The sequence below is a fragment of the Paenibacillus artemisiicola genome (assembly GCF_017652985.1).
Classification (GTDB): Bacteria; Bacillota; Bacilli; order Paenibacillales; family Paenibacillaceae; genus Paenibacillus_Z; species Paenibacillus_Z artemisiicola.
Genome location: NZ_JAGGDJ010000014.1, coordinates 49,534 through 69,796, shown reverse-complemented (window position 1 = coordinate 69,796; position 20,263 = coordinate 49,534). Strand labels below are relative to the sequence as shown.

Genomic DNA, 20,263 nt, shown 5'->3' with positions numbered 1-20,263 from the left:
GAGCAGCGCTGCTCCGGCTTAAGGCAAGCCTGTTTGCGTCTTCCGCATTCAGTGCGGACGTCCGTCGACGTAATTCTTGATGCTGTCCGGAATTTGGTGCAGGTGGTTCAGCGTGATGAACGCGCCCTTCGGCTCCACGTCGATGCCGACGATATTATAGACCCACTCGGAATCGGTCTTCATGTGAATGGCGTTAATGCCGGCCGTCAACGCCGGAATGACGTCGGTGCGGATGGAATTGCCGATCATCCAGGTGGCGTTCCGGTCGAACTGTCCTTCCCGGAGGATGTCTTCCATCGCTTCCGTGTTCTTCTTGGCGCGAACGTAAATGCGGGGACCGAAATACCGTTCCAGCTGCATGTGTTCGATTTTCTTCCGCTGAATGAGCAGCTCGCCGCCGGTATACAAGTGCAGCTCATGCCCTTGATCGGATAGCTCGTACAACGTTTCTTCCATGTTCGGATACGGCTCCGCCTGGAAGTCGTACACGCTGTGTCCGAGCTTCCAAAGGAAATCTTCCTCCGACGCGGATTTCGCGCGACCCAGCAGATCGGAGAAATGCCGGTACGTGTCAATGAAGGAACGCGGGAAGTGATCGCTCTTGAATCCTTCGAGCTGCACGCCGGCGATATCGATTTCCGTCTGTTTGTCGTGGATCTCCTGCTTCGTGACGCCATAGCCTCGGAACCAGTCGGTCATGCAGTCGGTGAACTGGTCAATGACGAAGAAGAAGTATTTGTTGCAGTAAATAAGCGTATCATCGAGATCGAATAGAATGGTTTGTTTCATCTTAAGCACGGCTCCTTCCCCGGATGATTTCGCTGTAGATTCAATCTACCGCATCTTGGGATTCGCCGTCAAATCGAATAGCGCTGGGATGATTTACAAACCCTAAGGTCCGGAGGTGAGTGGGAAATGGTGCTGAACAAGAACGGCAAGCGGAACCGGAACGACGAGTCCGGCTTGAAGGAGTATTACGTCAGCCTGAAGCCGGAAAAAGCAGCCAATAGGCCGGCAAGCCTGAACGGCATTAACAAGCAGCTGCCGTAACCGAACGGACGCGGCATCGATGTCTTGATGAGGAAAGTCCCTAACTAGGATAAAGGTCTCTATATGATGGAGGGCATGATGGAGGGCATGATGGAGATGACGTACGGCATGACGGAAGGTACGACGTACGGCATGACTAACGGCGTCCATCGGGAGGCCGGCCGTCATATAGAGACTCCGATAACCCGAAATGTCCGCGCATGCGCGATCACGCGTATTTTTTCATCTTGGCGGTCAAATCCTGCTTGATGAACGCCAGTCTCTTCTTAACATAGAAGTCGTAGCTGGCGCCTTTCAGATCGCGGGGGCTGATCACCTCATCCGCACTGTTGTCGATAATGGTCAACGCGCCGTTGGAATAGAACTTGAACGTCAAATCCCGGAACGGACGGTGGTTCTCGATAAAACGATAGTTTTCACAGTTTGTCATGATGGTCAGCCTCCTTACGGTATCTGAGAGATTAGAACATTTGTTCCTGTTTTGATTATAGCAAACATCTGTTCGTATGGAAACTATTATTTTTTTCCCTTACACTAGATTCATATGTAAGCCTTTTATCGCGAACGATTAACGAGATTAAGCAGCCCCGCGAGGGATAAGGAGCGCCAGTCATGATCAGAGTATCGCAATTATCGAAACAAATTCCGGGCGGGCCCCAGGTTCTCTCCGGCATCAGCCTGACTATAGAACCGGGCGAATTCATCGCCGTGAAAGGCGCGAGCGGGAGCGGCAAATCCATGCTTCTGAAATGCCTCGCGCTGAAAGAAAAATGGACGAGCGGCAGCTATACCGTCGACGGCGTCGATATTTTCGCCAAAGGGCTGCAGGGCCGCTTGAAGGTGCACCGCGAAATCGCGTACCTGGAAGAGAAGCCGACGCTGTACGGCAACCGGACGGCGCTCAAGAACGTGACGATCGGCGCGGTCGGACAGACGCCGTTCTGGCGGCGGTTCACCGGCATGGTCCGCAGCGACGATTACATGGGCGCCATGGACATGATCGAGAAGATGGGCTTGATCGACAAGGCGCACCAGAAGGGCGACAAGCTGAGCGGCGGGGAGCGGCAGCGCATCGCCATGGCGCGGGCGCTGGTGCACGGCGCCAAGACGCTGCTCGTCGACGAGCCGGTATCCGGCCTCGATCCGCACGCGGCAGAGCAGGTGCTGTCCGACTTGAAGCGCATGTGCCGGATTCAGCAAATCTCCGTCGTCGCGGTCATGCACCAGGGCGATTGGGCGGAACGGTTCGCGGACCGGATCGTCGGTCTGAATAACGGCGAGATCGTGCTCGACATCAAGGGCAGGCGCATGACGGAGCGGGAGAAGAACCTGCTGTGAGCGCCGCGGATCCTAACGGGCGCGCGTTCGAGATCCGGCCGATGCGCGCGGAAGACCTCGATGCGGCCCATGTGCTGGAACTGGCCTGTTATCCGGCCGAGGCGGCGGCGACGCGCGAGGCGTTCGCCTTCCGGCAGCGGCATTTCCCGGGCTATTTCCGTTCGGCCTGGCGAAGCGGCGAGCTGGTCGGCCTGGCGTGCGGCGTCCGTACCGACGACGACAGCAGCGCGGCGGACGGCGTCAAGAGCGCGCACGGTTCGCCGGGCGACGAAGGCCGCTACTTGTGCGTGCTGTCCGTCGCGGTGGCGGAGGCGCACCGCGGACGGGGAATCGCGAAGGCGCTCATGGAAGCGCTTATCGGCCAAGCCGCGGCCGACCGGCTCGAAGGCATCGTGCTCATGTGCGAGGCGCATCTGATCGGCTTTTACGAAGGACTCGGTTTCCGGCATATAGGCAAGTCGGCTTCGGCGCACGGCGGCCTGGAGTGGCACGAAATGAAGCTTCAATCACCCGCGCTGCCGGGCGAATGAAGCAAATGGCAACGGCAGGAAGAAACCGGCATAGAATGGAACATCATCCTATATAGGCAGGTGTTCCGACATGGCGTTTCAATTCCAGCAGCCGGCCATCGTGCAGTCCTCGCGGGTCGCGTTTCCGAAGGCGGAGCTTTACGTGCCCGTCGTGAGCGGGCTCCGGCAGCCGGCCGCGCAGACCGCGATCAACAACAAGATCCGCCAGACCGAGCGGCAGCTGGTCCAAGACCAAGGCTCGCTTGCCGATCCCCGGGCGGAGATGATCGGCTATTTCGAAATCAAGACGAACGAAAAAAACGTGCTCAGCCTCTCGCTCTTCAATTACGCCTATACCGGCGGGGCGCACGGCCTGACGCTTCAGGAATCGCTTACCTTCGACGCGGCGACGGGCAAAGCGTTCACCCTCGCCGAGCTGTTCAAGCCGGGAAGCGATTACGTGAAGCGACTGTCCGACTTGGTCAGGGCCCAAATCGCGGAGCGGCAGATCGAGACGTTCGAGCCGTTCAAGGCGATTCGGCCGGATCAGCCTTTTTACATCGCGGACCGCGCCTTGGTCATCTATTTCGCGCTTTACGAAATCACGCCTTACGCCTTCGGATTTCCCTATTTTCCGATTTCGGTGTATGATGTGAGCGACATCGTCAATCCGAACGGGCCGCTCGGACGGATGGACGCGAACGATTAACGTGTAGAAGGGGTTCCCGGTTCCCATGGTGTATGTTCTCGTATCGCTGCTCGTCCTGCTAGGCATCCTTCTGTTCGCCGCGCGGCGCCGGAGGGACGAGCGGAGCAAGCCGGCCATCGCGAATCGCGGCGCCGCGGACCCGCGACGGCCGAAGCCTCCGGAAACGCCCGGGCGGGAAATCGCGTCTTCGGGCGAACCGGCCGGCGGCGTCCGCCGCGTGCTCATCGTCGACGATCAGCCGCTGATCCGGACGATGCTCGCCGAGCTGTTCGAACGGGAAGGCGCGACGGTCAGCCAGGCGCTGAACGGCGCATCCGCGATCGACGCGGTCCGGTCGGGCGGCATCGATCACGTCCTGCTCGACCTGAAGCTGCCGGACATGGACGGCATCGAAGCGTTAAGGGCCATCAGGCGCCTGGACGATCGCGTGCCGGTATCGTTGATGACGGGCTACGGGAGCCCCGAGCAATTGGCCGAGGCCGAGCGGCTGGGGATCGGCGCGTGCTTCATGAAGCCGTTCGACCTGCAGCGCGTGAAACGCCACGTGCTGGGAGGCGCGAACGGCGCGGGCATCGACGCCGGCGAAGTTTCCTGATCGGCTGCGGCAACCGCGCGTTTCCTCTAAGTCCGAATCACGCGCCCGCATCAAGCGTCTTTATCAAGCGATGAAGGTTTTAAACCCTGGTCCTTAGCCTCATAACGACCCACGTTCGTCCGCCGGCTGCGCGCAGCCGGCGGTTTTTCATGGGCGGGGAAATGTTTGCGGGGAAATGCTCCGGCGGCGTGCTGACCGAACGGGCCGCTTCATAGAGTCAATTAGGAGGTGTCGGCATGCTGCTGCTTTGGATCGGATGCGCGTTGTTCGCCGCGGTATGCGGACTGGCCTTCTTTTTGGCGCGCGTCGCCGAGCGCGGCGCGAAGCTGTCGCTGCACCAGCCGCTGCGAAGCCACGGCGCCTACGTTCGTTACATGCGGGACAAACACGAGCTGAACGGACTGGGCATCGCCCAGCAGCTCACCCGGCATATGGGCGCCCCGTCGTCCTTCGGCCTCGCGTTCTCGTCGCTGCCGCTTGTCGGGGGCGCTTTGTTTCTGCTCGGTCCCGCGATCGAGGCCGGCGGGCCCGCGGTCATCGGCATTGGCTGGCCGATCGTCGGCTTGTTCGGCCTGTTGACGGCGTGCTCGGTCGCCGCGTACGCATCGGCGGTGCCGACGGCCGGCGGCTGCTACCATTGGGCGCTGGCCGCGAGCGGCCGGCGGGCCGGGCTGTGGTCCGGCTGGCTGCATATCGGCGGATCGGCGCTGCTGTTGATTACCACGAACGTATGGCTCGCGGATTGGAGCTGCCGGAAGATCGAGCGGCTGTTCGGCTCGACCGGCGGCGCGGGCCTGTATTATACGGTGCTGGCGGGACTCTTCGCATCGCAGGCGGCCGTGGCCGCGCGGGCGATGCGCGGCTTCGGGCGCGTGCTGGCATGGTCCGCGGCCGTCCAGCTGCTGCTGCCGGTCGCGATCGTCGCGCTGCTGGCGGCCCAAGTCTGGCACGGAGACGATCCGTTTCAGGCGCTCGGCCTGACGGCGGCGGACTTGAGCCCGGCGGGGGAGGGGGGCGGGCAGGCCCCGGCGCTGCTCGGCTTCGTGCTGCTGCAGCGGCTGTTCCTCGGCCTGGGCGAAGGGGCGCAGGCGGGGGAAGAGACGAACGACCCGCGCGTCACCGTGCCGTGGTCGGTCTTCCTGTCCGCCGCAGCGCTCGCGCTGCTCGGCTTCGTGCTGTTCGCGTTCATCGCCATGCAAGCCCGGAACGGCGCGGGCGGCCCGGTCCCGCAGGCCGCGGTCGGCGATTGGCTCGTCGGCGCGTGGGAGCGGCTCGGATCCGCCGCCGCCGCGCTGTTCTTCGCGCTGGCCGCGGCAGTCGTCTGGGCGGGCGGAACGACGACGCTGGCCTCCGTCTCGAAGACGCTCTTCGCCATGGCGCGCGACGAATCGGCGCCGTACGCGGCGAAGCTGGCCGCCGTGTCCATGCGGCTCCGCTGGCCGGTCCGGGCGACGCTGGCGGCCGCGGCGGGCGCCGGCTTGCCCGCCCTGGCGTTCGCCCTGGCGGTGCCGCGCGACGCGCTGCCGCTGCTGCTGCCGCAGCTCGTGCTGGCCGGCATCGCGGCCATGCATGCGGCCTATGTGCTGCCGATCGGCGGCCGGCTGAAGGAAACGCTGCGCGGGCAAGGCGCCGGAGGGACGTGGAAGCGCTCCAGGCTCAAGGGGCCGTGGGAGCTCGGAAAATACGGCGCCGCCGTCGACGCGGCGACGGCGAGCTGGCTCGCGGGGACCGGCTTGACGGCCGTCTGCCTCCTGAAGCCGGCCGCGCTGCTGACCGCGGCGGCCGTCCTGCTGGCGACGGCGATCGGCATCGAGCGCCGGCATCGCGCGCTGCGGCGCAAATCGCCGCTCAAAATCGTCGGATCGATGCGCTTCAGCCGAAGGTCGATCGATGAATGTATCAGAATTGAAAGAAAATTCCCGCAATAAAGGATCAGACCAGCGCCGACGGTGCCCGGACGGGGAGCGGCCGGCATTCTCGGACGCCTCGGACGCGCGGGAAATGACGCGCGGATGACCGGGGAAATATTCGCGGCTAGCCGTCCGTCATTTCCCGGGGAAGCGCAGAATGCAACACGATCGGCGGACTTTCGACACGGACTGTAACATTCTGCCTGTTCGTGCCGGATCCGCTGCCGCGCCCTCGCCGGAAGGATTGCCAACCTCCCGGGCTGCGCGTATAATTTCGTTAACGCTTGCTAGGCTGGAGGTCGAATATGGAACTCGGAACATTGCTGTCATTGAACGTCTCGCTGCTCGAGACCGTGCCGTTCGGCAACAAGGAAGTCGTAACGGGCATCAATAAGAAGCCGTTCGCCGGCAAGCTGCGTCTGGGCGCCGCGGGGCTGACCGGCGACGCGCAGGGCGATCTCGTCTATCACGGCGGACCGGACAAGGCGGTCTGCGTCTACAGCGCCGTCCATTTCCCGTATTGGACGGAACGTTGGGGGAGAACCGCGGCAGCCGGCGATTTCGGCGAAAACTTCACCGTATCCGCGCTGACGGAGACGTCGCTCTGCATCGGGGACGTCGTCGAAGCCGGCGGGGCGCTGCTGCAGGTCAGCCAGCCGAGGCAGCCGTGCTACAAGCTCGGCATGAAGCACGGTCTTCCGTCGCTGCAGCTGGACGTGCAGGAGAGCGGTTATACGGGCTTTTACTTCCGCGTGCTCGAGGAAGGCGAGGTCGCGCAGGGCGAGCGGCTCGTGCTGCGGCACCGCAGCGAAGCCGGAGTTACGGTCGCGGAAGCGAACCGCGTCATGCACCGCGACCAGAAGGACCGGGACGGCATCGCGAGGCTGCTCGCGGTCCCCGAGCTCTCCGAGAGCTGGCGGCAGACGCTGGCCAAACGGCTGGCCAAGCTGGACGGGCCGCCGGCATGACGGAAGCGCGTGCCGCGGCGTCCGGGGCGGACGCGTATTTCGCCGCCGTCGCTGGCCGGTATCCGCTCGCCGGGCCGCTGCGGATCGCCAAGGAAGAGAGCGGCATGAACAACACGACGCGGATGGTTTATGCCGCTAACGACCGCTACGTGCTCCGCGTGTACGACAATCACCGGGACCGCGCGATCGTCCGCATCGAGCACGGGCTGTTGGCGGCGCTGCAGCATGCGGGCCTCTCCTTCCGCGTGCCGTCGCCCGTCGCGGGCCGGGACGGCTCGACGATCGCCGAGGCGCCGGACGGCAAGCTGGCCGCGCTGTTCGGCTACATCGCCGGCAGCCGGCCGACGCCGGACAATCCCGCCCACGCCGCGGGCTTGGGACGCGCGGCCGGCGAACTGACGCGGGCGTTCGCGGCGTGCGGCCCGCAAGCCGGGCTGGAGCCGGCGTACAAGCCGTATTACGACTTCGAAGCGACGCACGCCGCCGCGGACGAGGCGACGCTCACGGCGCTGTGCCGGCGTTCGCCGGCGCTCGCGGAACGGGCGGAAGCCGTCGCGTCGCTGCACGCGCTGCGCACGCGGTTAACGGCGTTAATCGATCGCGTCAAACGGCTTCCGCACCAGTGGATCCACGGCGACATCGTGTTTTCGAACGCGCTGGCGGAGGGCGACGCGATCGTCGGGCTGCTCGATTTCGAATTCTGCGCGGTCGACGTCCGGGCGATGGAGCTCGCCGTCGTGCTGGCCGAATTTCCGTGCGGGGACGAAGAGCGCGCCGTCCGGCGGATGGAGCTGTTCTGCGCCGGCTACGGCGAGAAGCTTCCCCTCGAACCCGAAGAGATCGCGCTGCTGCCGGACTTGATGCAGCTGCGCCTGATCGACGTCTGGCTGCATTTCGCGGTCCGTCTCGCGGAAGGCCTGGATCCGGAGCAAGTATGGCTTCGGGAAATCGAACGCGTCTCCTTCGCGTGCGGCTGGATCGAGCGCCGTCGGGAGCGGCTGCTGGCGCTGTTTCGGAACGCGCTCGCGCGGAAGGCCTCCGTTTAACCGAAAGGAACGGCACGGGCAAAGCCCGGCGGTTCATCCCCGAAAGGGGCATGAACCGCCGGGCTTTCGTCATATACATGCCATGATGGGTTCGTAACGCCACCGCGTCCGCAGGCGCAGCAGGAGGGGAACGCAATCGATGAAAAGCACGGCCGAGCAGCTCGGATACGGTCCGAACGACCGCCTTTTGATCATTAACGCAGACGACTACGGCGTATGCCATTCGACCAATCTCGGCGTCCAGAAGCTGCTGGAGGAGCGCGCGGTCTCGTCCGCCACGATCATGATGCCCTGCGCGTGGGCCCGGGAAGCGGCGCAGTGGAGCGCCGCACGCGGCCGACTGGACGTCGGGGTCCACCTGACGTTCACGAGCGAATGGGACGCCTTGAAGTGGGGGCCGGTCTACCGCGGCGGTCCGACCCAGTCGATGACGACGGCGGAGGGGTATTTTTACAAGGACGCCAAGGCGTTCGAGCGGCGCGCCGACGCCGCGCAGGTCAAGCAGGAAATCGTCGCCCAGATCGAAATGGCGCTGACGCTAGGCGTCGACGTGACGCATGCCGACAACCATATGGGCAGCCTGTACGGGCTGCAGACGGGCCGGGATTTCCTAAGCGAGACGTTCGAGGCGTGCGCGCATTACGGCTTGCCGTTCCGGCTGCCCCGCTGCTTGCTGCTCGAGAGCGGCATGCCGGCGCCGCCCGAGCTGGCGGGCTTGGCCATGAAGCAGGCGGAGGCCGCCGCGCGCAAAGGCGTGCTCGTGCTCGATTACCTCGTCGGCATGCCGTTCCGGTCGGCGCCGGGCGAGACGTACGCCCAGTTCAAGGCGGGGATGATCGCGCTGCTCAAGCGGCTGAAGCCGGGCGTGACGGAGCTCATCATCCATCCGTCGTTCGTCACCGACGAGCTTGTCGCCTTCCACGGCGAGCCGTACCGCAGGGGCATGGAGCTGGACGTCTTCCGCGATCCCGAGGTGCAGGACGCGATGAGCCGGGAAGGAATCGCGCGGATCGGGTGGCGCGAACTGAGACAGCACCAGCGCAGGCGCAGCGCGCCGTAACGGGCGGCGCGGCAAGGCGGAACCCGCTGTTCCAGCCTTGTTGCGGCAAAACGGACGAGCTGTACTAGCACAGTACGTCGGACAAATCGGCTGTAGCAGTGTTTTGGGCTTCCTGTTTTGGAAAAAACCGCTATTCGGTGGGGGGTTCTAGTGTTATACTGACTGTTGTGAATATAAAAAGTTTTCAGTTAATTCGGAAAGGGAGTGGAGCAGGTGGCAATACTTCCAAAGCAGAATGAACTTGGATTCTTTGAAATTCGTTTGGAGTCGATCGGCGGCCTGGGGGCAAACCTGGCCGGCAAAATGTTGGCCGAGGCGGGCGTTGTTGGAAGCGGTTTCAACGGAGTCAGCTTTTCCTCGTACGGTTCGGAGAAGAAGGGTTCGCCGGTCAAGGCGCATATCCGGTTCTGCGACATCGACACGAATATCCGCGACACGACGCCGGTGGAGCGCCCGCACATCGTCGGCGTGTTCCACGAGAACCTGTCGAAGACGATCAACGTCATCAGCGGCATCTACGAGGACAGCGTCGTGCTGGTCAACTCCTCCAAGACGCCGGAGCAGCTGAAGGACAAGATCAAGCTGGCCGGCGGCACGCTGGCGGTCGTCGACGCTACGGGGATCGCGCTCGAGGAGAACAACCGCGTCAACATGGCGATGCTCGGCGGGCTGTTCCGGCTGTGCGATTTTCTCGATTTCGAGCATATGAAGGGCATTATCCGCAAGTCGCTGGAGAAGAAATACCCGCAGGCGGTCGATCCGGCGCTGCGCACCTTCCAGCGCGGCTACGACGAGGTTCGGTTCCAGACGTTCGCGCTGCCGGAAGGCGTCGCGATGCCGGAGCCGACGCGGTGGGACGTGCCGGCGCTCGGCTACGCGACGCAGCCGATCGGCGGGATGATCGTCAATCCGGGCAACAGCGTGCTGAAGGACCTGAGCATCTCGCGGCAGGGCATGATGCCGCATTTCGACGAAGAGAAGTGCATCCATTGCGCGGCCTGCGACACGGCCTGCCCGGATTTTTGCTTCGTCTGGGAGGAGCAGCCGGACAAGAAAGGCCGGCCGCAGATGTTCCTGCAGGGGATCGACTACCAATATTGCAAGGGCTGTTTGAAATGCGTCGTCGCCTGTCCGACCGAAGCGCTCGCCTCGGAGCGCGAAACGGACGGCTACGGCGACGAGCACCGGGTACCGCACAAATTCGAATGGGCAGCAGCGAATTAACGTCGTGGCGCGGCACCGCGCGCGAAAGAGAGGAGCTTCGAAATGGCCATTGAAATCAATAAAGAAGTGAGCACGGGCACGGTCGAACAACGGATGGTGTACGAATCGGGCAACGAGATGGCCGCTTACGCGGCGCATCAAATCAACTACCACGTCATGGGCTACTTCCCGATCTCGCCGTCGACGGAGGTCGCGCAGTTCCTCGACCTCATGAAGGCGAACGGCCAGCACGACATCAAGCTGATCCCGGCGGACGGCGAGCACGGCTCCGCGGGCATCTGCTACGGGGCGTCGGCCGCGGGCGGACGCGTGTTCAACGCGACGAGCTCCAACGGTTACCTCTATATGCTGGAGCAGATGCCGGTCCAATCCGGCACGCGCTTCCCGATGGTCATGAATCTCGTCTGCCGTTCCGTCTCGGGGCCGCTCGACATTCACGGGGATCATTCCGATTTGTATTTCGCGCTCAACACCGGCTGGCCGATCCTGATGTGCCGCGATCCGCAAGCCGTGTACGACATGAACATCATGGCGCTCAAGCTGGCCGAGGACCCGGAAGTCCGGCTGCCGGTGCTCGTGGCTTCCGACGGCTACTTCACGTCCCACCAGAAGCGCCGCGTGCAGACGTTCGCGCACCGGGCCGACGTGCACGCCTTCGTCGGGGAGCATTCGCCGGACGGGTTCAAGCACGTGCTCGACCGCAACAATCCGATCACGGTCGGCCCTTACATGAACGAGCCGGACTATATCAACAACTGCTACCAGCAGTCCATCGCCATGTACAAGGCGGCGGACGTCTACGACCGCATCCGCCAAGAATACGCCGCGCTGACGGGACGCGATTACCCGATCCTCGACCAGTACCGGATGGACGACGCCGAGGTGGCGGTGTTCCTGATGAACTCGGCTTCCGAGATCATCAAGGACGTTGTCGACCAGCTGCGCGCCAAAGGCATCAAGGCGGGCTCCGTCGCGCCGAACATGATCCGCCCGTTCCCGGCGAAGCAGATCGCCGAAGCGCTGCGCGGCGTCAAGGCCGTCACGATCGGCGACCGCGCCGATTCCTACGGCGGGCACGGGGGCAACATGACGAACGAGATCAAGGCGGCGCTGTTCACGCACGGCGCCAAGGACACGCTCGTCGTCAGCCGCATCTACGGACTCGGGGGCAAAGACTTCTACGCCGAGGACGGCCACCATCTGTTCGAGCTCGCGATCGAAGCGGCGAATACGGGCAAGGTCGACGTGCCGTTCGATTATTGGGGCCATACGCCCGGCGATCCGGCCAAAGCGCCGAAGCGCGTGCTGGAGCCGCTGAAGTACGAGGATCTGAAGACGGGTCTGATCACCGTCGACCGCGACGCCGCGAGCGGCAAGCTCAAGGTGAAGGTGCCGCCGGTCCGCCAGCTGACGAAGAAGCCGAAGCGGCTCGCGCCGGGGCACGGCGCCTGCCCGGGCTGCGGCATTTTCTCGGGGCTCGAGCTGTTCTTCAAGGGCATCGAGGGCGATATCGTGGCGCTCTACCAGACGGGCTGCGCGATGGTCGTCACGACGGGCTTTCCGTATTCCTCGCACAAGGCGACGTATATCCACAACCTGTTCCAGAACGGAGCGGCCACGCTGTCCGGCGTCGTCGAAATGTTCTGGGAGCGCAAGCGCCGCGGCGAGCTGGACCAGTACGGGCTGAAGGACGACTTCACGTTCGTCATGATCACGGGCGACGGCGGCATGGACATCGGCATGGGCCCGGCGATCGGCAGCGCGCTGCGCAACCATAAGATGATCATTCTCGAATACGATAACGAAGGCTATATGAACACCGGCGCGCAGCTGTCGTATTCGACGCCGCTCGGCCACCGCACTTCGACGTCGAACGTCGGCAAGCATCAGGGCGGCAAGCTGTTCCATCACAAGGACACGGCGCAAATCATGGCGGCCACGAACATTCCGTACGTCTTCACGGGCTCGGAATCGCTGCCGCAGGATCTGCTCCGCAAAGCGGCCAAGGCGCAGTACTACGCGCAGAACGTCGGTCTCGTGTACGGCAAAATCCTCATCACGTGCCCGCTCAACTGGCTGTCCGAGGAGAAGATCGGCCAAACGCTGATCGACGACGCGGTGAACAGCTGCTTCTTCCCGCTGTACGAGGTGGAGGAGGGCATCACGTCCATCACGTTCAACCCGGAGGACAAGGGCAAGCGGATTCCGCTCGGCGACTGGCTCAAGAACATGGGCAAGACGAAGCACATGACGCGGCCGGAATACGCCGAGGCGCTGAAGATGTTCGAGGACGAAGTGGAACGCCGCTGGCAGCGGCTGAAAGCGAAGCACGAGAACGCGTATCTGTAAAGAGGATCCTTCACGCCGTTAACAAGGCGCGGCTCGAAAGGGCCGGCGCCTTGTTGCGTTCCGGCATCGGTCCCGGGAAGAACCGGCCGGCGCGCGGGCGGACCGGGCCCGGAAGAAAGGAGCGGCATCGCCATGCCAGTCGTACTGCGTCACCGCGCGTCGGGCGAGATCGCCTGCGGCATGTTGAAGAATGTCTATGAATTCGCATATTTTGGCGCCCTTTGGTGGGAGGATAACGAGACGGCGGAGCGCGAGGCCGAAGCGGCCCTCGCGCAGGCCGGCTACGAGGACGACGGCGGCTGGGACGCGCTCGACATCCGGGAGGAGCGGCTCAAGCTGTTCAACGTGAAGCTGAACAACGACCGGCGGCGCCGGCTGGTGCTCGAGCCCGACGGGACGGTCGCCGTGATCAAAACCTAGCGCCGGCACGGGAGGAAAGGTCGTGAGAGACATGGACGCTGCACGCGAGGACGATTATTTCGCAAGGCTGCGCGAGCTTCGCTCGGCGGGAGAGACCGAGGCGTTCGGCGAAGCGCTGCGCGAGGCGGGCTTCACGCCGCTGCGGCGGTTTCTGGACGCGTTCCGGCATTATTTGCGGACCTACGGGGAGGCGGAATGCGCCCAGGCGTCCGAGCTGCTGAAGCGGGCGAAGCAGGCCGTTCCCGAGCCGGGCCGGATGAGCCCGTCCTGGACGTACGTCTGGCGCGAATACGACGGGATCGTCCGTACGAAGGCGCAGGTGTTCCGGGACGTGCCCGCGGCGGACCGGGACGGCGAATGGCAGGTGCTGCTCGACAATCCGCATTCCAATCAGAACATCGCGGTTTATCCGGGGCTCGATTTTCTCGAAGCGGCGTACATGTTCGCGTATTTCCGGACGGAGCTGGCGAACAACGAGTATATCCGGCTGCAGAAAATCGCGACCGTGATGACGTTCACCGGCGCGGATTCCGACGGCCTGCAGCCGATCGCGAGCCTGTGACGCGGCCGGCGGCCAAAAAAAGGGTTTGATTCCCGCAGCGATCCGGCTGCGGCGGAATCAAACCCTTTGCGTTTAGCGGCCGGCGCGAATTTTGCCGGTCCGGAGCAGGTGCGCGGCGATCTTGCGGCCGTGGAAGCGCCCGGATTCGATGAAAATCTCGTTCGCCTCGTGGCGAGAAGCAACGACGCCGGCCAGGTAGACGCCGGGCACGTTGCTCTCCATCGTCTCGTCGTCGAACGTCGGATAGCCTTCGTCCTCCATCGTGACGCCGATGCCGTTCAGGAACGCGCGGTCGGGGCGGAAGCCGGTGAGCGCGAGCACGAAGTCGTTCGGCAGCGATTCGCGGACGCCGTCGCGCTCGACCGTCACGGTCCGCGGTCCGATCTCGACGACCCGGGAGGCGAAGCGTATGCCGATGCGGCCTTTGTTCACCAATCCTTCGAAGCCGGGCCGGACCCACGGCTTGATGTGCGACGAATACGTCTCCCCGCGGTAGACGACGGTGACGTCCGCCCCGACGCGCTCCAGCTCGAGCGCCGCGTCGATCGCGGAGTTGCTGCCCCCGATGATCGCGACCTTCATGCCGGTGTACGGATGCGCCTCGCGGAAGAAGTGGGTGACCTTGTCCAGCTCTTCGCCGGGGATGCCGATGAGGTTCGGATGATCGAAGTAGCCCGTCGCGACGATGACGGCGTCCGCGCGGTACTGCCGGCCTTCGCCGTAGCGGTCATGGCTGCGCAGGACGAAGCCGCCGTTCGGCTGCGGCTCGACGGCCGTGACCGTTTCGTAGGCGTGCATCCGAACGTTCTTTCGGAGCGCGATGCTGCGGTAATAGTTGAGCGCTTCGAGCCGGGACGGCTTCTCGTTCGCCGTCGTGAAGGGGATGTCCGCGATCTCCAGGTTGGCCGGCGTGCTGAAGAAGTTCATGTACGTCGGGTACTGCGAGATGGAATGCACGACGTTCCGCTTCTCGATGACGAGCGGGGACAGGCCGACCGACTGAAGCTCGACGGCGGCGGCAAGGCCGCACGGCCCCGCGCCGATAATGATGATTTGTTCGTCAGGCATAAGCATGATTCTATCAACTCCATTATTCATTTCAAGCCATCTGCGGGAATACGTATTATTTTAACACATCCTCGGGCGAGCGGCGCCTTATCCGGCCGCGGGTCGCGTCTCGCGCCGCCGCGGGGAACGGCGATACAAGCATTTGGCTCTGTGTCGCAGGAACAAATTGTTGTATAATAAGCTAACGCTGCTTGAAGGGGGAGATAGAATGCGACGGCGATTCGTTATCGAAGCCGTAATGGTTGCTACGTATGGTCAATTGCTCGTGCCAAGCCGGCCGGTCGATTTTGTCTTGCCATATTCGACGATCATGGAGCTTTACGATATGAAGGACGGACCGGAGCCGGTCATGGACGATCCGGAAGACGATAAGCACGTGAAAGGCAAAATCCAAGAGCTGATCGGATTCTTCGAAGATCCGTTCAACCGCAAGAAGATCGAGCGGGCCTTGCAAATGCCGTGGCGCGAAAGCTCGCCGCTGCTTCTGAACGACACGGTGCAGTTCACCGTCGTGCACGCGGTGGACAACGCCCAGTACGGCGAATATTTCGATCCGATCGAGACCGAGCTGCTGCTCACGTCCATGAAGCTCGGCGTGCCGCTGCTGTCGGACCAGTTCGAATTCCAGGATAAGCTGCTGGAAGCCGAGGTGCCGGTTCAGGTGTACGATATCGAGGACTACGAATTCGCGGTCGAACAAGGGATCGAAGCGTCGGACTTCGAATCGACCCGCGATCTGTAAGGCGAAGAACGACGCGACGCGATAGAGGCTGCGCCGGGGGCGGGGGACGAACGTCATCCTCCTCCGGTCGCGGCTTTTTTTCGTTCGCCCCTCTTGCGCAATGCTGGAAGGGATGATAAGATTTGGATGTTTAAGGCGGGCAAACCCACGAATAAGGAGGGCGATGGCTATGATTTTCATGAAGAATGCGTCGCGCATTTCGCATGGCAATCCAGTCCATCGGCCCGATTTCCCGCGCATGAGATGAGACGGCCTTGAACGGCTGCCCCTGTTCCGTGCGCCAGGAGACTTTGAGCCATGAGGCTCGGAGTCTCCTTTTTTGTTGCCGCCCGCCGGAACGGCTTCGAATCGAGGGAGGAATGCAGGCGATGAACGTCATGGTACGCTTGTTGAAGTATTTGCGTCCGAGCCTGAAATGGGTCGTGGTCTCGGCTCTGCTGCTGGTGTTCGGCACGTTCGTCGACTTGGTGGCGCCTTGGCTGCTCAAGCAAGTGTTCGACGAGGGCATCGCGGAGCGGAGCGGGAACAAGATTCTCTTCTTCACGCTGGCGCTCGCCGGCATTCAAGTGGCGAAGAGCGTCGCGATGTTCGTGCAAGGGAGATCGCAGGAGCTCGTCGGCCAGAACGTCGTCTTCAAGCTGCGGGAACAGATGTACGACCACCTCCAGCGGCTGTCCTTCGGCTATTACGACAAAGCGCAGACGGGCCAGCTGATGTCCCGGATGACCGGCGACATCGAAGCGGTCAAGAACTTCATCGGCTTCGGCGCGATGGCGATGTTCACGGGCGCGCTCACCTTCGCGGGCACGATCGGGTTCATGCTCGCCATGCAGTGGCAGGTGACGCTGCTCAGCATGGCAACCGTTCCCCTGCTGATGCTCGCGCTGCACCGGTTCAACAAGAAAGTCGGCCCGGCTTGGGGCCAAGTCCGCGAACAGATGGGCAAACTCACGACGACGCTGCAGGAGAACATCTCGGGCATCCGGGTCGTGAAGGCGTTCGCGCGCGAGAAGGTCGAGCAGACGAAGTTCGAGGCGCGCAACGAGGATAACTTCGGGACGAACATGGAACGCGCGAAGCTCGAGGCGAAGGCGTTCCCGCTCATGAATTTCTACGGCGGCATCGTGTTCGTCACGATGGTCTGGTTCGGAGCCTTATACGTCGCGAACGGCGGCATGACGCTCGGCACGTTCATGGCGTTCCAATGGTATACCTGGGGCATCATCTGGCCGCTGAACATGCTCGGCTGGCAGATTAACGTCATGCAGCAGGCGATCAAAGCCGCGCCGCGCGTCTTCGAGGTGCTGGATACGCCGGCCGAGATCGCCGCGAACGCTTCGAGCGTCGGCGCGGACCGGATCGCGGGCAACGTCGTCTTCGACCGCGTCGCGTTCCATTTCGCGGACCAGGATCCGGAGAGCGAAGCCGGCGTGCTCGAGGACATCTCGCTCGACGTGAAGCAGGGCGAGGTGATCGCGGTGCTCGGCGCCACGGGCTCCGGCAAGAGCAGCCTGATCGCGCTGCTGTCGCGCTTCTACGACGTCAGCCGGGGCGCGCTGACGATCGACGGCGTGAACGTCAAGGATTACGAGCTCGACGGCTTGCGCCGGAAGATCGGCATCGTGCCGCAGGAGACGTTCCTCTTCTCGGCGACGATCCGCGAGAACATCGCGTACGGCGTCCCGGACGCCACGCAGGAGCAGATCGAGTGGGCCGCGCGCAAGGCGCAGATCCACGCCTTCATCGAAGGCATGCCGTTCGGCTACGATACGATCATCGGCGAGCGCGGCGTCGGGCTCTCCGGCGGGCAGCGACAGCGCGTCGCGCTCGCCCGGGCGGTCTTGATGGACCCGCCGATTCTCGTCCTCGACGAAGCGACGGCGAGCGTCGATACGGCGACGGAATCCGCGATTCACGAGGAACTGCTCGAAGTGATGAAGGGGCGCACGACGTTCATCATCGCCCAGCGCCTGTCGTCGGTGAAGCGGGCCGACCGCATCGTCGTGCTGGACCGGGGCCGGATCGCGCAGCAGGGCACCCACAAGGAGCTGTTCGCGCAGGAAGGCTTCTTCCGCAGCCTGTTCGACATGCAGGAGGCGGCGGCTTCGCGCTGAGGCCGGCATTCGCAAACGACGCAAGGCGGGCAGAACCAATAACGAGCACGTCCGACTCCGATCGGACCGAAGGAGGGCAACGCGCGTGAGCCAAGTCGAGTGGGATTCCGGCGAAGAGATCGAAGAAAAGCCGTTTAACCGCGTGTATGTAAAACGTTTGTTCCGCTACGTGCTTCCCTATCGCCGCGTCATGGCGGCCGTCATCGTCATCGTGCTCCTGAACATGGCCCTGAGCCTGGCGGAGCCGCTGCTCGTGCGGTACATCATCGACGACGGCATCCTGAATCGGGATTATCGGCTCATCAATCTTCTCGGCGCCATCCTGCTCGGCTCCAAGGCGGCGGGCTGGCTGCTCGGCTACCTGCATACGAAGATGATCAATTTCACGGGACAGCGCATCCTGTTCGATCTGCGCCAGCAGCTGTTCAACCATCTGCAGACGCTGTCGTTCCGGTTCTTCGACGGGCGGCCCGCGGGCAAGATCATGTCCCGGATCACGAACGACACGAACGCGATCGGGGAGCTGATCAACGGCGGCCTCATCACGATGGTGATGGAATTCACCCACCTCGCCGGCATCGTCGCCATCCTGCTGTGGATGGACTGGGAGCTGGCGCTGATGTCCTTCGTGACGCTGCCGCTCCTCTATCTCATCGTCGGCTTGATGCAGCCGAAGATCGAAGGCTCCTGGTCGCATTCCCGCAAGACGATGTCCGCCATCAACGGCAACCTGAACGAGACGATCCAGGGCATCCGCGTCATCCAGGCGTTCTCCCGGCAGAAGGAGAACAGCCGGCGGTTCGAGCGGCTGAACGCGCGCAACAAAAACGCCTTCATGCGGGCGATCACGCTGGAATCGACGGTGTGGCCGTCGGTCGAGATGATCGGCATGATCGGCACGTGCATCGTGCTTTGGTTCGGCGCGCAAGCGGTGCTGGACGGCGACTTGACGCTCGGCTTCATCATGGCGTTCATCAATTACCTCTGGCGGTTCTGGGGTCCGCTCAGCGCGCTGTCCAAGGTCTACAGCCAAGTGCTCTCCGCCATGGCGTCGGCCGAGCGGATCTTCGAAATTCTCGACACGGAGCCGGAGGTGAAGGACCGGCGGGACGCGAAGGACATGAAACGGATCCGCGGCGAGGTCGTGTTCGAGGACGTGTCGTTCCGGTACGGGGAAGAGAAGCCGGACGTCCTGCACGGCGTGAACCTGCGCATCCGGCCGGGGCAGCGCGTCGCGCTCGTCGGGCCGACGGGCGCCGGCAAGAGCACCATCGTCAACCTGCTCATGCGCTTCTACGACGCGACCGGCGGCCGGATTCTGATCGACGGCCAGGACGTGAAGGCGGTGACGCTGGAGTCGCTCCGCCGGCAGATGGGCATCGTGCTGCAGGATTCCTTCATCTTCTCCGGCACGATCGAGGACAACTTGCGCTACGGCAACGAGGACGCGTCCGACGAGGCGCTGCGGCTGGCCGCGGAGAGCGTCCGCATCGACAAATTCGCCGCGCAGTTCCCGGACGGCTTCGGGACGCAGGTCGAGGAGCGCGGCTCCAAGCTGTCCGTCGGCCAGCGCCAGCTGCTCGCGTTCGGCCGCGTGCTGCTGTCCGATCCGCGCATCCTTATTCTCGACGAAGCGACGTCGAGCGTCGACACCGAGACGGAGCAGCACATTCAGGCGGCGCTCCAGACGGTGCTCGAAGGACGCACCGCGTTCATCATCGCCCACCGGCTGTCGACCATCCGCGACGCGGACGTCATTCTCGTCGTGAAGGACGGCCGCATCGCCGAGCAGGGCTCGCACGAAGAGCTGCTGCAGCAGGGCGGGCTGTACAAGAAGCTGTACTTGACCCAATACGACATGCAGCAATCGCTCGCGATGCAGACGGGCGCTTGACCGTCAAAAGGCAAAAAGGCAGGCCGCTTCCGGCATGGAAGGGCCTGCCTTTTTCGCCTTTGGTTGGCAAGCCGGCGATCGGGGCACACTGGATAAATGAATTGACATTCAGGCCTAAATTATATAAGCTTACAAAGAATTTTCAATTTCACGGAACGGGAGATCGATGATGAAATTCAACGTTAAAATTAAAGATTTTGCGGCGGCTGATATGAATCCGGAAGCGGGTCTTTATCATTTCGTCGTGACGATGTCCGACAATACGCAGTGCCGATTGATCTTCACGAAGAAACCGGACTGGAAGCTGATCGGCGTCAACCGTCTGCTGACCGTGCCTTGTCCGATCTGCAGAAGGGACTACTACTGCAACTGCATGACGAGCTATGTGGAACAATTCGAGCGCGAAGTGCTGGATAACGAGCTGATTTCTTCCGTTCTTTAATTTATGTATTCCCGAGCAGCCGCCTCTTGCGCAAAGGCGGTTGTTTTTGCTATACTTCAACCCAATACAGGAAACAGGCCGATGATGAGATTCCAACTCGGAGGCGTTGCGTACGGAAGAGCGGCACCCGGAGCCGGCTTCCCCAAGCAGTCCGGCACCGCGCCGTTACCCGCGGAACCGAGAGAGTCGGTCGCAAGATCGGCTAATTTGGGTGGCACCGCGAACGCGTTCTTCGTCCCATGGCATGGGGACGGGAACGCGTT

The 20,263-nt window shown here is 63.0% G+C and carries 20 protein-coding genes; 17 read left to right on the top strand and 3 right to left on the bottom strand.

Annotation, left to right across the window (positions count from 1 at the left end; genetic code table 11):
- Positions 1–48 precede the first annotated feature (48 nt).
- Complete coding sequence (locus I8J29_RS17515; RefSeq protein ID WP_208848824.1) at positions 49–789, bottom strand: HAD family hydrolase; 741 nt, start codon at positions 787–789, stop codon at positions 49–51.
- A gap of 126 nt (positions 790–915) precedes the next feature.
- On the opposite strand from I8J29_RS17515, the gene I8J29_RS34235 reads away from it, so the two are divergent.
- Positions 916–1,050, top strand: coding sequence for a hypothetical protein (locus tag I8J29_RS34235; protein WP_256252509.1), 135 nt, complete (start codon positions 916–918; stop codon positions 1,048–1,050).
- A 208-nt stretch (positions 1,051–1,258) separates the two neighbouring features.
- Here I8J29_RS34235 and I8J29_RS17510 read toward each other — a convergent pair whose 3' ends face one another.
- Complete coding sequence (locus I8J29_RS17510; protein WP_090636072.1) at positions 1,259–1,480, bottom strand: hypothetical protein; 222 nt, start codon at positions 1,478–1,480, stop codon at positions 1,259–1,261.
- 182 nt (positions 1,481–1,662) lie between these two features.
- Here I8J29_RS17510 and I8J29_RS17505 point away from each other — a divergent pair, with 182 nt between their 5' ends.
- The 12 genes from I8J29_RS17505 to I8J29_RS17450 all read left to right on the top strand — a co-directional run bounded on the left by I8J29_RS17505 (position 1,663) and on the right by I8J29_RS17450 (position 13,740).
- Positions 1,663–2,388, top strand: coding sequence for a phosphonate ABC transporter ATP-binding protein (locus tag I8J29_RS17505; RefSeq protein WP_208848823.1), 726 nt, complete (start codon positions 1,663–1,665; stop codon positions 2,386–2,388).
- A complete protein-coding gene (locus I8J29_RS17500; protein ID WP_208848822.1) occupies positions 2,385–2,918 on the top strand; it encodes a GNAT family N-acetyltransferase in 534 nt (177 codons plus the stop codon). The genes I8J29_RS17505 and I8J29_RS17500 overlap by 4 nt, the downstream gene beginning before the upstream one ends.
- Positions 2,919–2,988: 70 nt before the next feature.
- The gene (locus I8J29_RS17495) at positions 2,989–3,606 is read left to right on the top strand and encodes a DUF3298 and DUF4163 domain-containing protein (protein WP_208848821.1); all 618 of its coding nucleotides are present in this window, start codon (positions 2,989–2,991) and stop codon (positions 3,604–3,606) included.
- Between the two features lie 25 nt (positions 3,607–3,631).
- Positions 3,632–4,201, top strand: a complete 570-nt coding sequence (locus tag I8J29_RS17490; protein WP_208848820.1) for a response regulator — start codon at positions 3,632–3,634, stop codon at positions 4,199–4,201.
- Positions 4,202–4,437: 236 nt separating this feature from the next.
- Complete coding sequence (locus tag I8J29_RS17485; protein WP_208848819.1) at positions 4,438–6,129, top strand: amino acid permease; 1,692 nt, start codon at positions 4,438–4,440, stop codon at positions 6,127–6,129.
- A 287-nt stretch (positions 6,130–6,416) separates the two neighbouring features.
- Positions 6,417–7,079 carry an MOSC domain-containing protein gene (locus I8J29_RS17480; protein ID WP_208848818.1) on the top strand — a complete coding sequence of 221 codons (663 nt, stop codon included), beginning with the start codon at positions 6,417–6,419 and terminating at the stop codon, positions 7,077–7,079.
- Entirely contained in the window at positions 7,076–8,125 is a 1,050-nt protein-coding gene (locus I8J29_RS17475; RefSeq protein ID WP_208848817.1) for a phosphotransferase, read from the top strand. The genes I8J29_RS17480 and I8J29_RS17475 overlap by 4 nt, the downstream gene beginning before the upstream one ends.
- A gap of 139 nt (positions 8,126–8,264) precedes the next feature.
- The gene (locus tag I8J29_RS17470) at positions 8,265–9,185 is read left to right on the top strand and encodes a polysaccharide deacetylase family protein (protein WP_208848816.1); all 921 of its coding nucleotides are present in this window, start codon (positions 8,265–8,267) and stop codon (positions 9,183–9,185) included.
- 213 nt (positions 9,186–9,398) lie between these two features.
- Positions 9,399–10,409 carry a 2-oxoacid:acceptor oxidoreductase family protein gene (locus tag I8J29_RS17465; protein WP_208848815.1) on the top strand — a complete coding sequence of 337 codons (1,011 nt, stop codon included), beginning with the start codon at positions 9,399–9,401 and terminating at the stop codon, positions 10,407–10,409.
- Positions 10,410–10,451: 42 nt separating this feature from the next.
- Positions 10,452–12,758: a thiamine pyrophosphate-dependent enzyme gene (locus I8J29_RS17460; RefSeq protein WP_208848814.1), complete on the top strand. Its 2,307-nt coding sequence runs from the start codon at positions 10,452–10,454 to the stop codon at positions 12,756–12,758.
- A 132-nt stretch (positions 12,759–12,890) separates the two neighbouring features.
- A complete protein-coding gene (locus I8J29_RS17455) occupies positions 12,891–13,178 on the top strand; it encodes a hypothetical protein (RefSeq protein ID WP_208848813.1) in 288 nt (95 codons plus the stop codon).
- Between the two features lie 22 nt (positions 13,179–13,200).
- Complete coding sequence (locus tag I8J29_RS17450) at positions 13,201–13,740, top strand: hypothetical protein (RefSeq protein WP_420831132.1); 540 nt, start codon at positions 13,201–13,203, stop codon at positions 13,738–13,740.
- Between the two features lie 72 nt (positions 13,741–13,812).
- On the opposite strand, the gene I8J29_RS17445 is transcribed toward I8J29_RS17450, so the two are convergent.
- Complete coding sequence (locus I8J29_RS17445; RefSeq protein WP_208848867.1) at positions 13,813–14,808, bottom strand: YpdA family putative bacillithiol disulfide reductase; 996 nt, start codon at positions 14,806–14,808, stop codon at positions 13,813–13,815.
- Between the two features lie 208 nt (positions 14,809–15,016).
- On the opposite strand from I8J29_RS17445, the gene I8J29_RS17440 reads away from it, so the two are divergent.
- From I8J29_RS17440 to I8J29_RS17425, 4 genes are all read left to right on the top strand, one after another.
- Positions 15,017–15,550: an ADP-heptose synthase gene (locus I8J29_RS17440; RefSeq protein WP_090636093.1), complete on the top strand. Its 534-nt coding sequence runs from the start codon at positions 15,017–15,019 to the stop codon at positions 15,548–15,550.
- 368 nt (positions 15,551–15,918) lie between these two features.
- Entirely contained in the window at positions 15,919–17,664 is a 1,746-nt protein-coding gene (locus I8J29_RS17435) for an ABC transporter ATP-binding protein (protein WP_208848812.1), read from the top strand.
- An 85-nt stretch (positions 17,665–17,749) separates the two neighbouring features.
- A complete protein-coding gene (locus I8J29_RS17430; RefSeq protein ID WP_208848811.1) occupies positions 17,750–19,558 on the top strand; it encodes an ABC transporter ATP-binding protein in 1,809 nt (602 codons plus the stop codon).
- Positions 19,559–19,769: 211 nt separating this feature from the next.
- Complete coding sequence (locus tag I8J29_RS17425; RefSeq protein WP_240546274.1) at positions 19,770–20,000, top strand: hypothetical protein; 231 nt, start codon at positions 19,770–19,772, stop codon at positions 19,998–20,000.
- Positions 20,001–20,263 lie beyond the last annotated feature (263 nt).

What these genes read in the sequence shown, in the direction of transcription:
- I8J29_RS17510 (WP_090636072.1), bottom strand. Translation starts at nt 1,480, where the DNA reads ATGACAAACTGTGAAAACTATCGTTTTATCGAGAACCACCGTCCGTTC.
- I8J29_RS17495 (WP_208848821.1), top strand. Translation starts at nt 2,989, where the DNA reads ATGGCGTTTCAATTCCAGCAGCCGGCCATCGTGCAGTCCTCGCGGGTC.
- I8J29_RS17490 (WP_208848820.1), top strand. Translation starts at nt 3,632, where the DNA reads ATGGTGTATGTTCTCGTATCGCTGCTCGTCCTGCTAGGCATCCTTCTG.
- I8J29_RS34235 (WP_256252509.1), top strand. Translation starts at nt 916, where the DNA reads ATGGTGCTGAACAAGAACGGCAAGCGGAACCGGAACGACGAGTCCGGC.
- I8J29_RS17505 (WP_208848823.1), top strand. Translation starts at nt 1,663, where the DNA reads ATGATCAGAGTATCGCAATTATCGAAACAAATTCCGGGCGGGCCCCAG.
- I8J29_RS17485 (WP_208848819.1), top strand. Translation starts at nt 4,438, where the DNA reads ATGCTGCTGCTTTGGATCGGATGCGCGTTGTTCGCCGCGGTATGCGGA.
- I8J29_RS17475 (WP_208848817.1), top strand. Translation starts at nt 7,076, where the DNA reads ATGACGGAAGCGCGTGCCGCGGCGTCCGGGGCGGACGCGTATTTCGCC.
- I8J29_RS17515 (WP_208848824.1), bottom strand. Translation starts at nt 789, where the DNA reads ATGAAACAAACCATTCTATTCGATCTCGATGATACGCTTATTTACTGC.
- I8J29_RS17435 (WP_208848812.1), top strand. Translation starts at nt 15,919, where the DNA reads ATGAACGTCATGGTACGCTTGTTGAAGTATTTGCGTCCGAGCCTGAAA.
- I8J29_RS17480 (WP_208848818.1), top strand. Translation starts at nt 6,417, where the DNA reads ATGGAACTCGGAACATTGCTGTCATTGAACGTCTCGCTGCTCGAGACC.
- I8J29_RS17460 (WP_208848814.1), top strand. Translation starts at nt 10,452, where the DNA reads ATGGCCATTGAAATCAATAAAGAAGTGAGCACGGGCACGGTCGAACAA.
- I8J29_RS17470 (WP_208848816.1), top strand. Translation starts at nt 8,265, where the DNA reads ATGAAAAGCACGGCCGAGCAGCTCGGATACGGTCCGAACGACCGCCTT.
- I8J29_RS17445 (WP_208848867.1), bottom strand. Translation starts at nt 14,808, where the DNA reads ATGCCTGACGAACAAATCATCATTATCGGCGCGGGGCCGTGCGGCCTT.
- I8J29_RS17440 (WP_090636093.1), top strand. Translation starts at nt 15,017, where the DNA reads ATGCGACGGCGATTCGTTATCGAAGCCGTAATGGTTGCTACGTATGGT.
- I8J29_RS17425 (WP_240546274.1), top strand. Translation starts at nt 19,770, where the DNA reads ATGAATCCGGAAGCGGGTCTTTATCATTTCGTCGTGACGATGTCCGAC.
- I8J29_RS17455 (WP_208848813.1), top strand. Translation starts at nt 12,891, where the DNA reads ATGCCAGTCGTACTGCGTCACCGCGCGTCGGGCGAGATCGCCTGCGGC.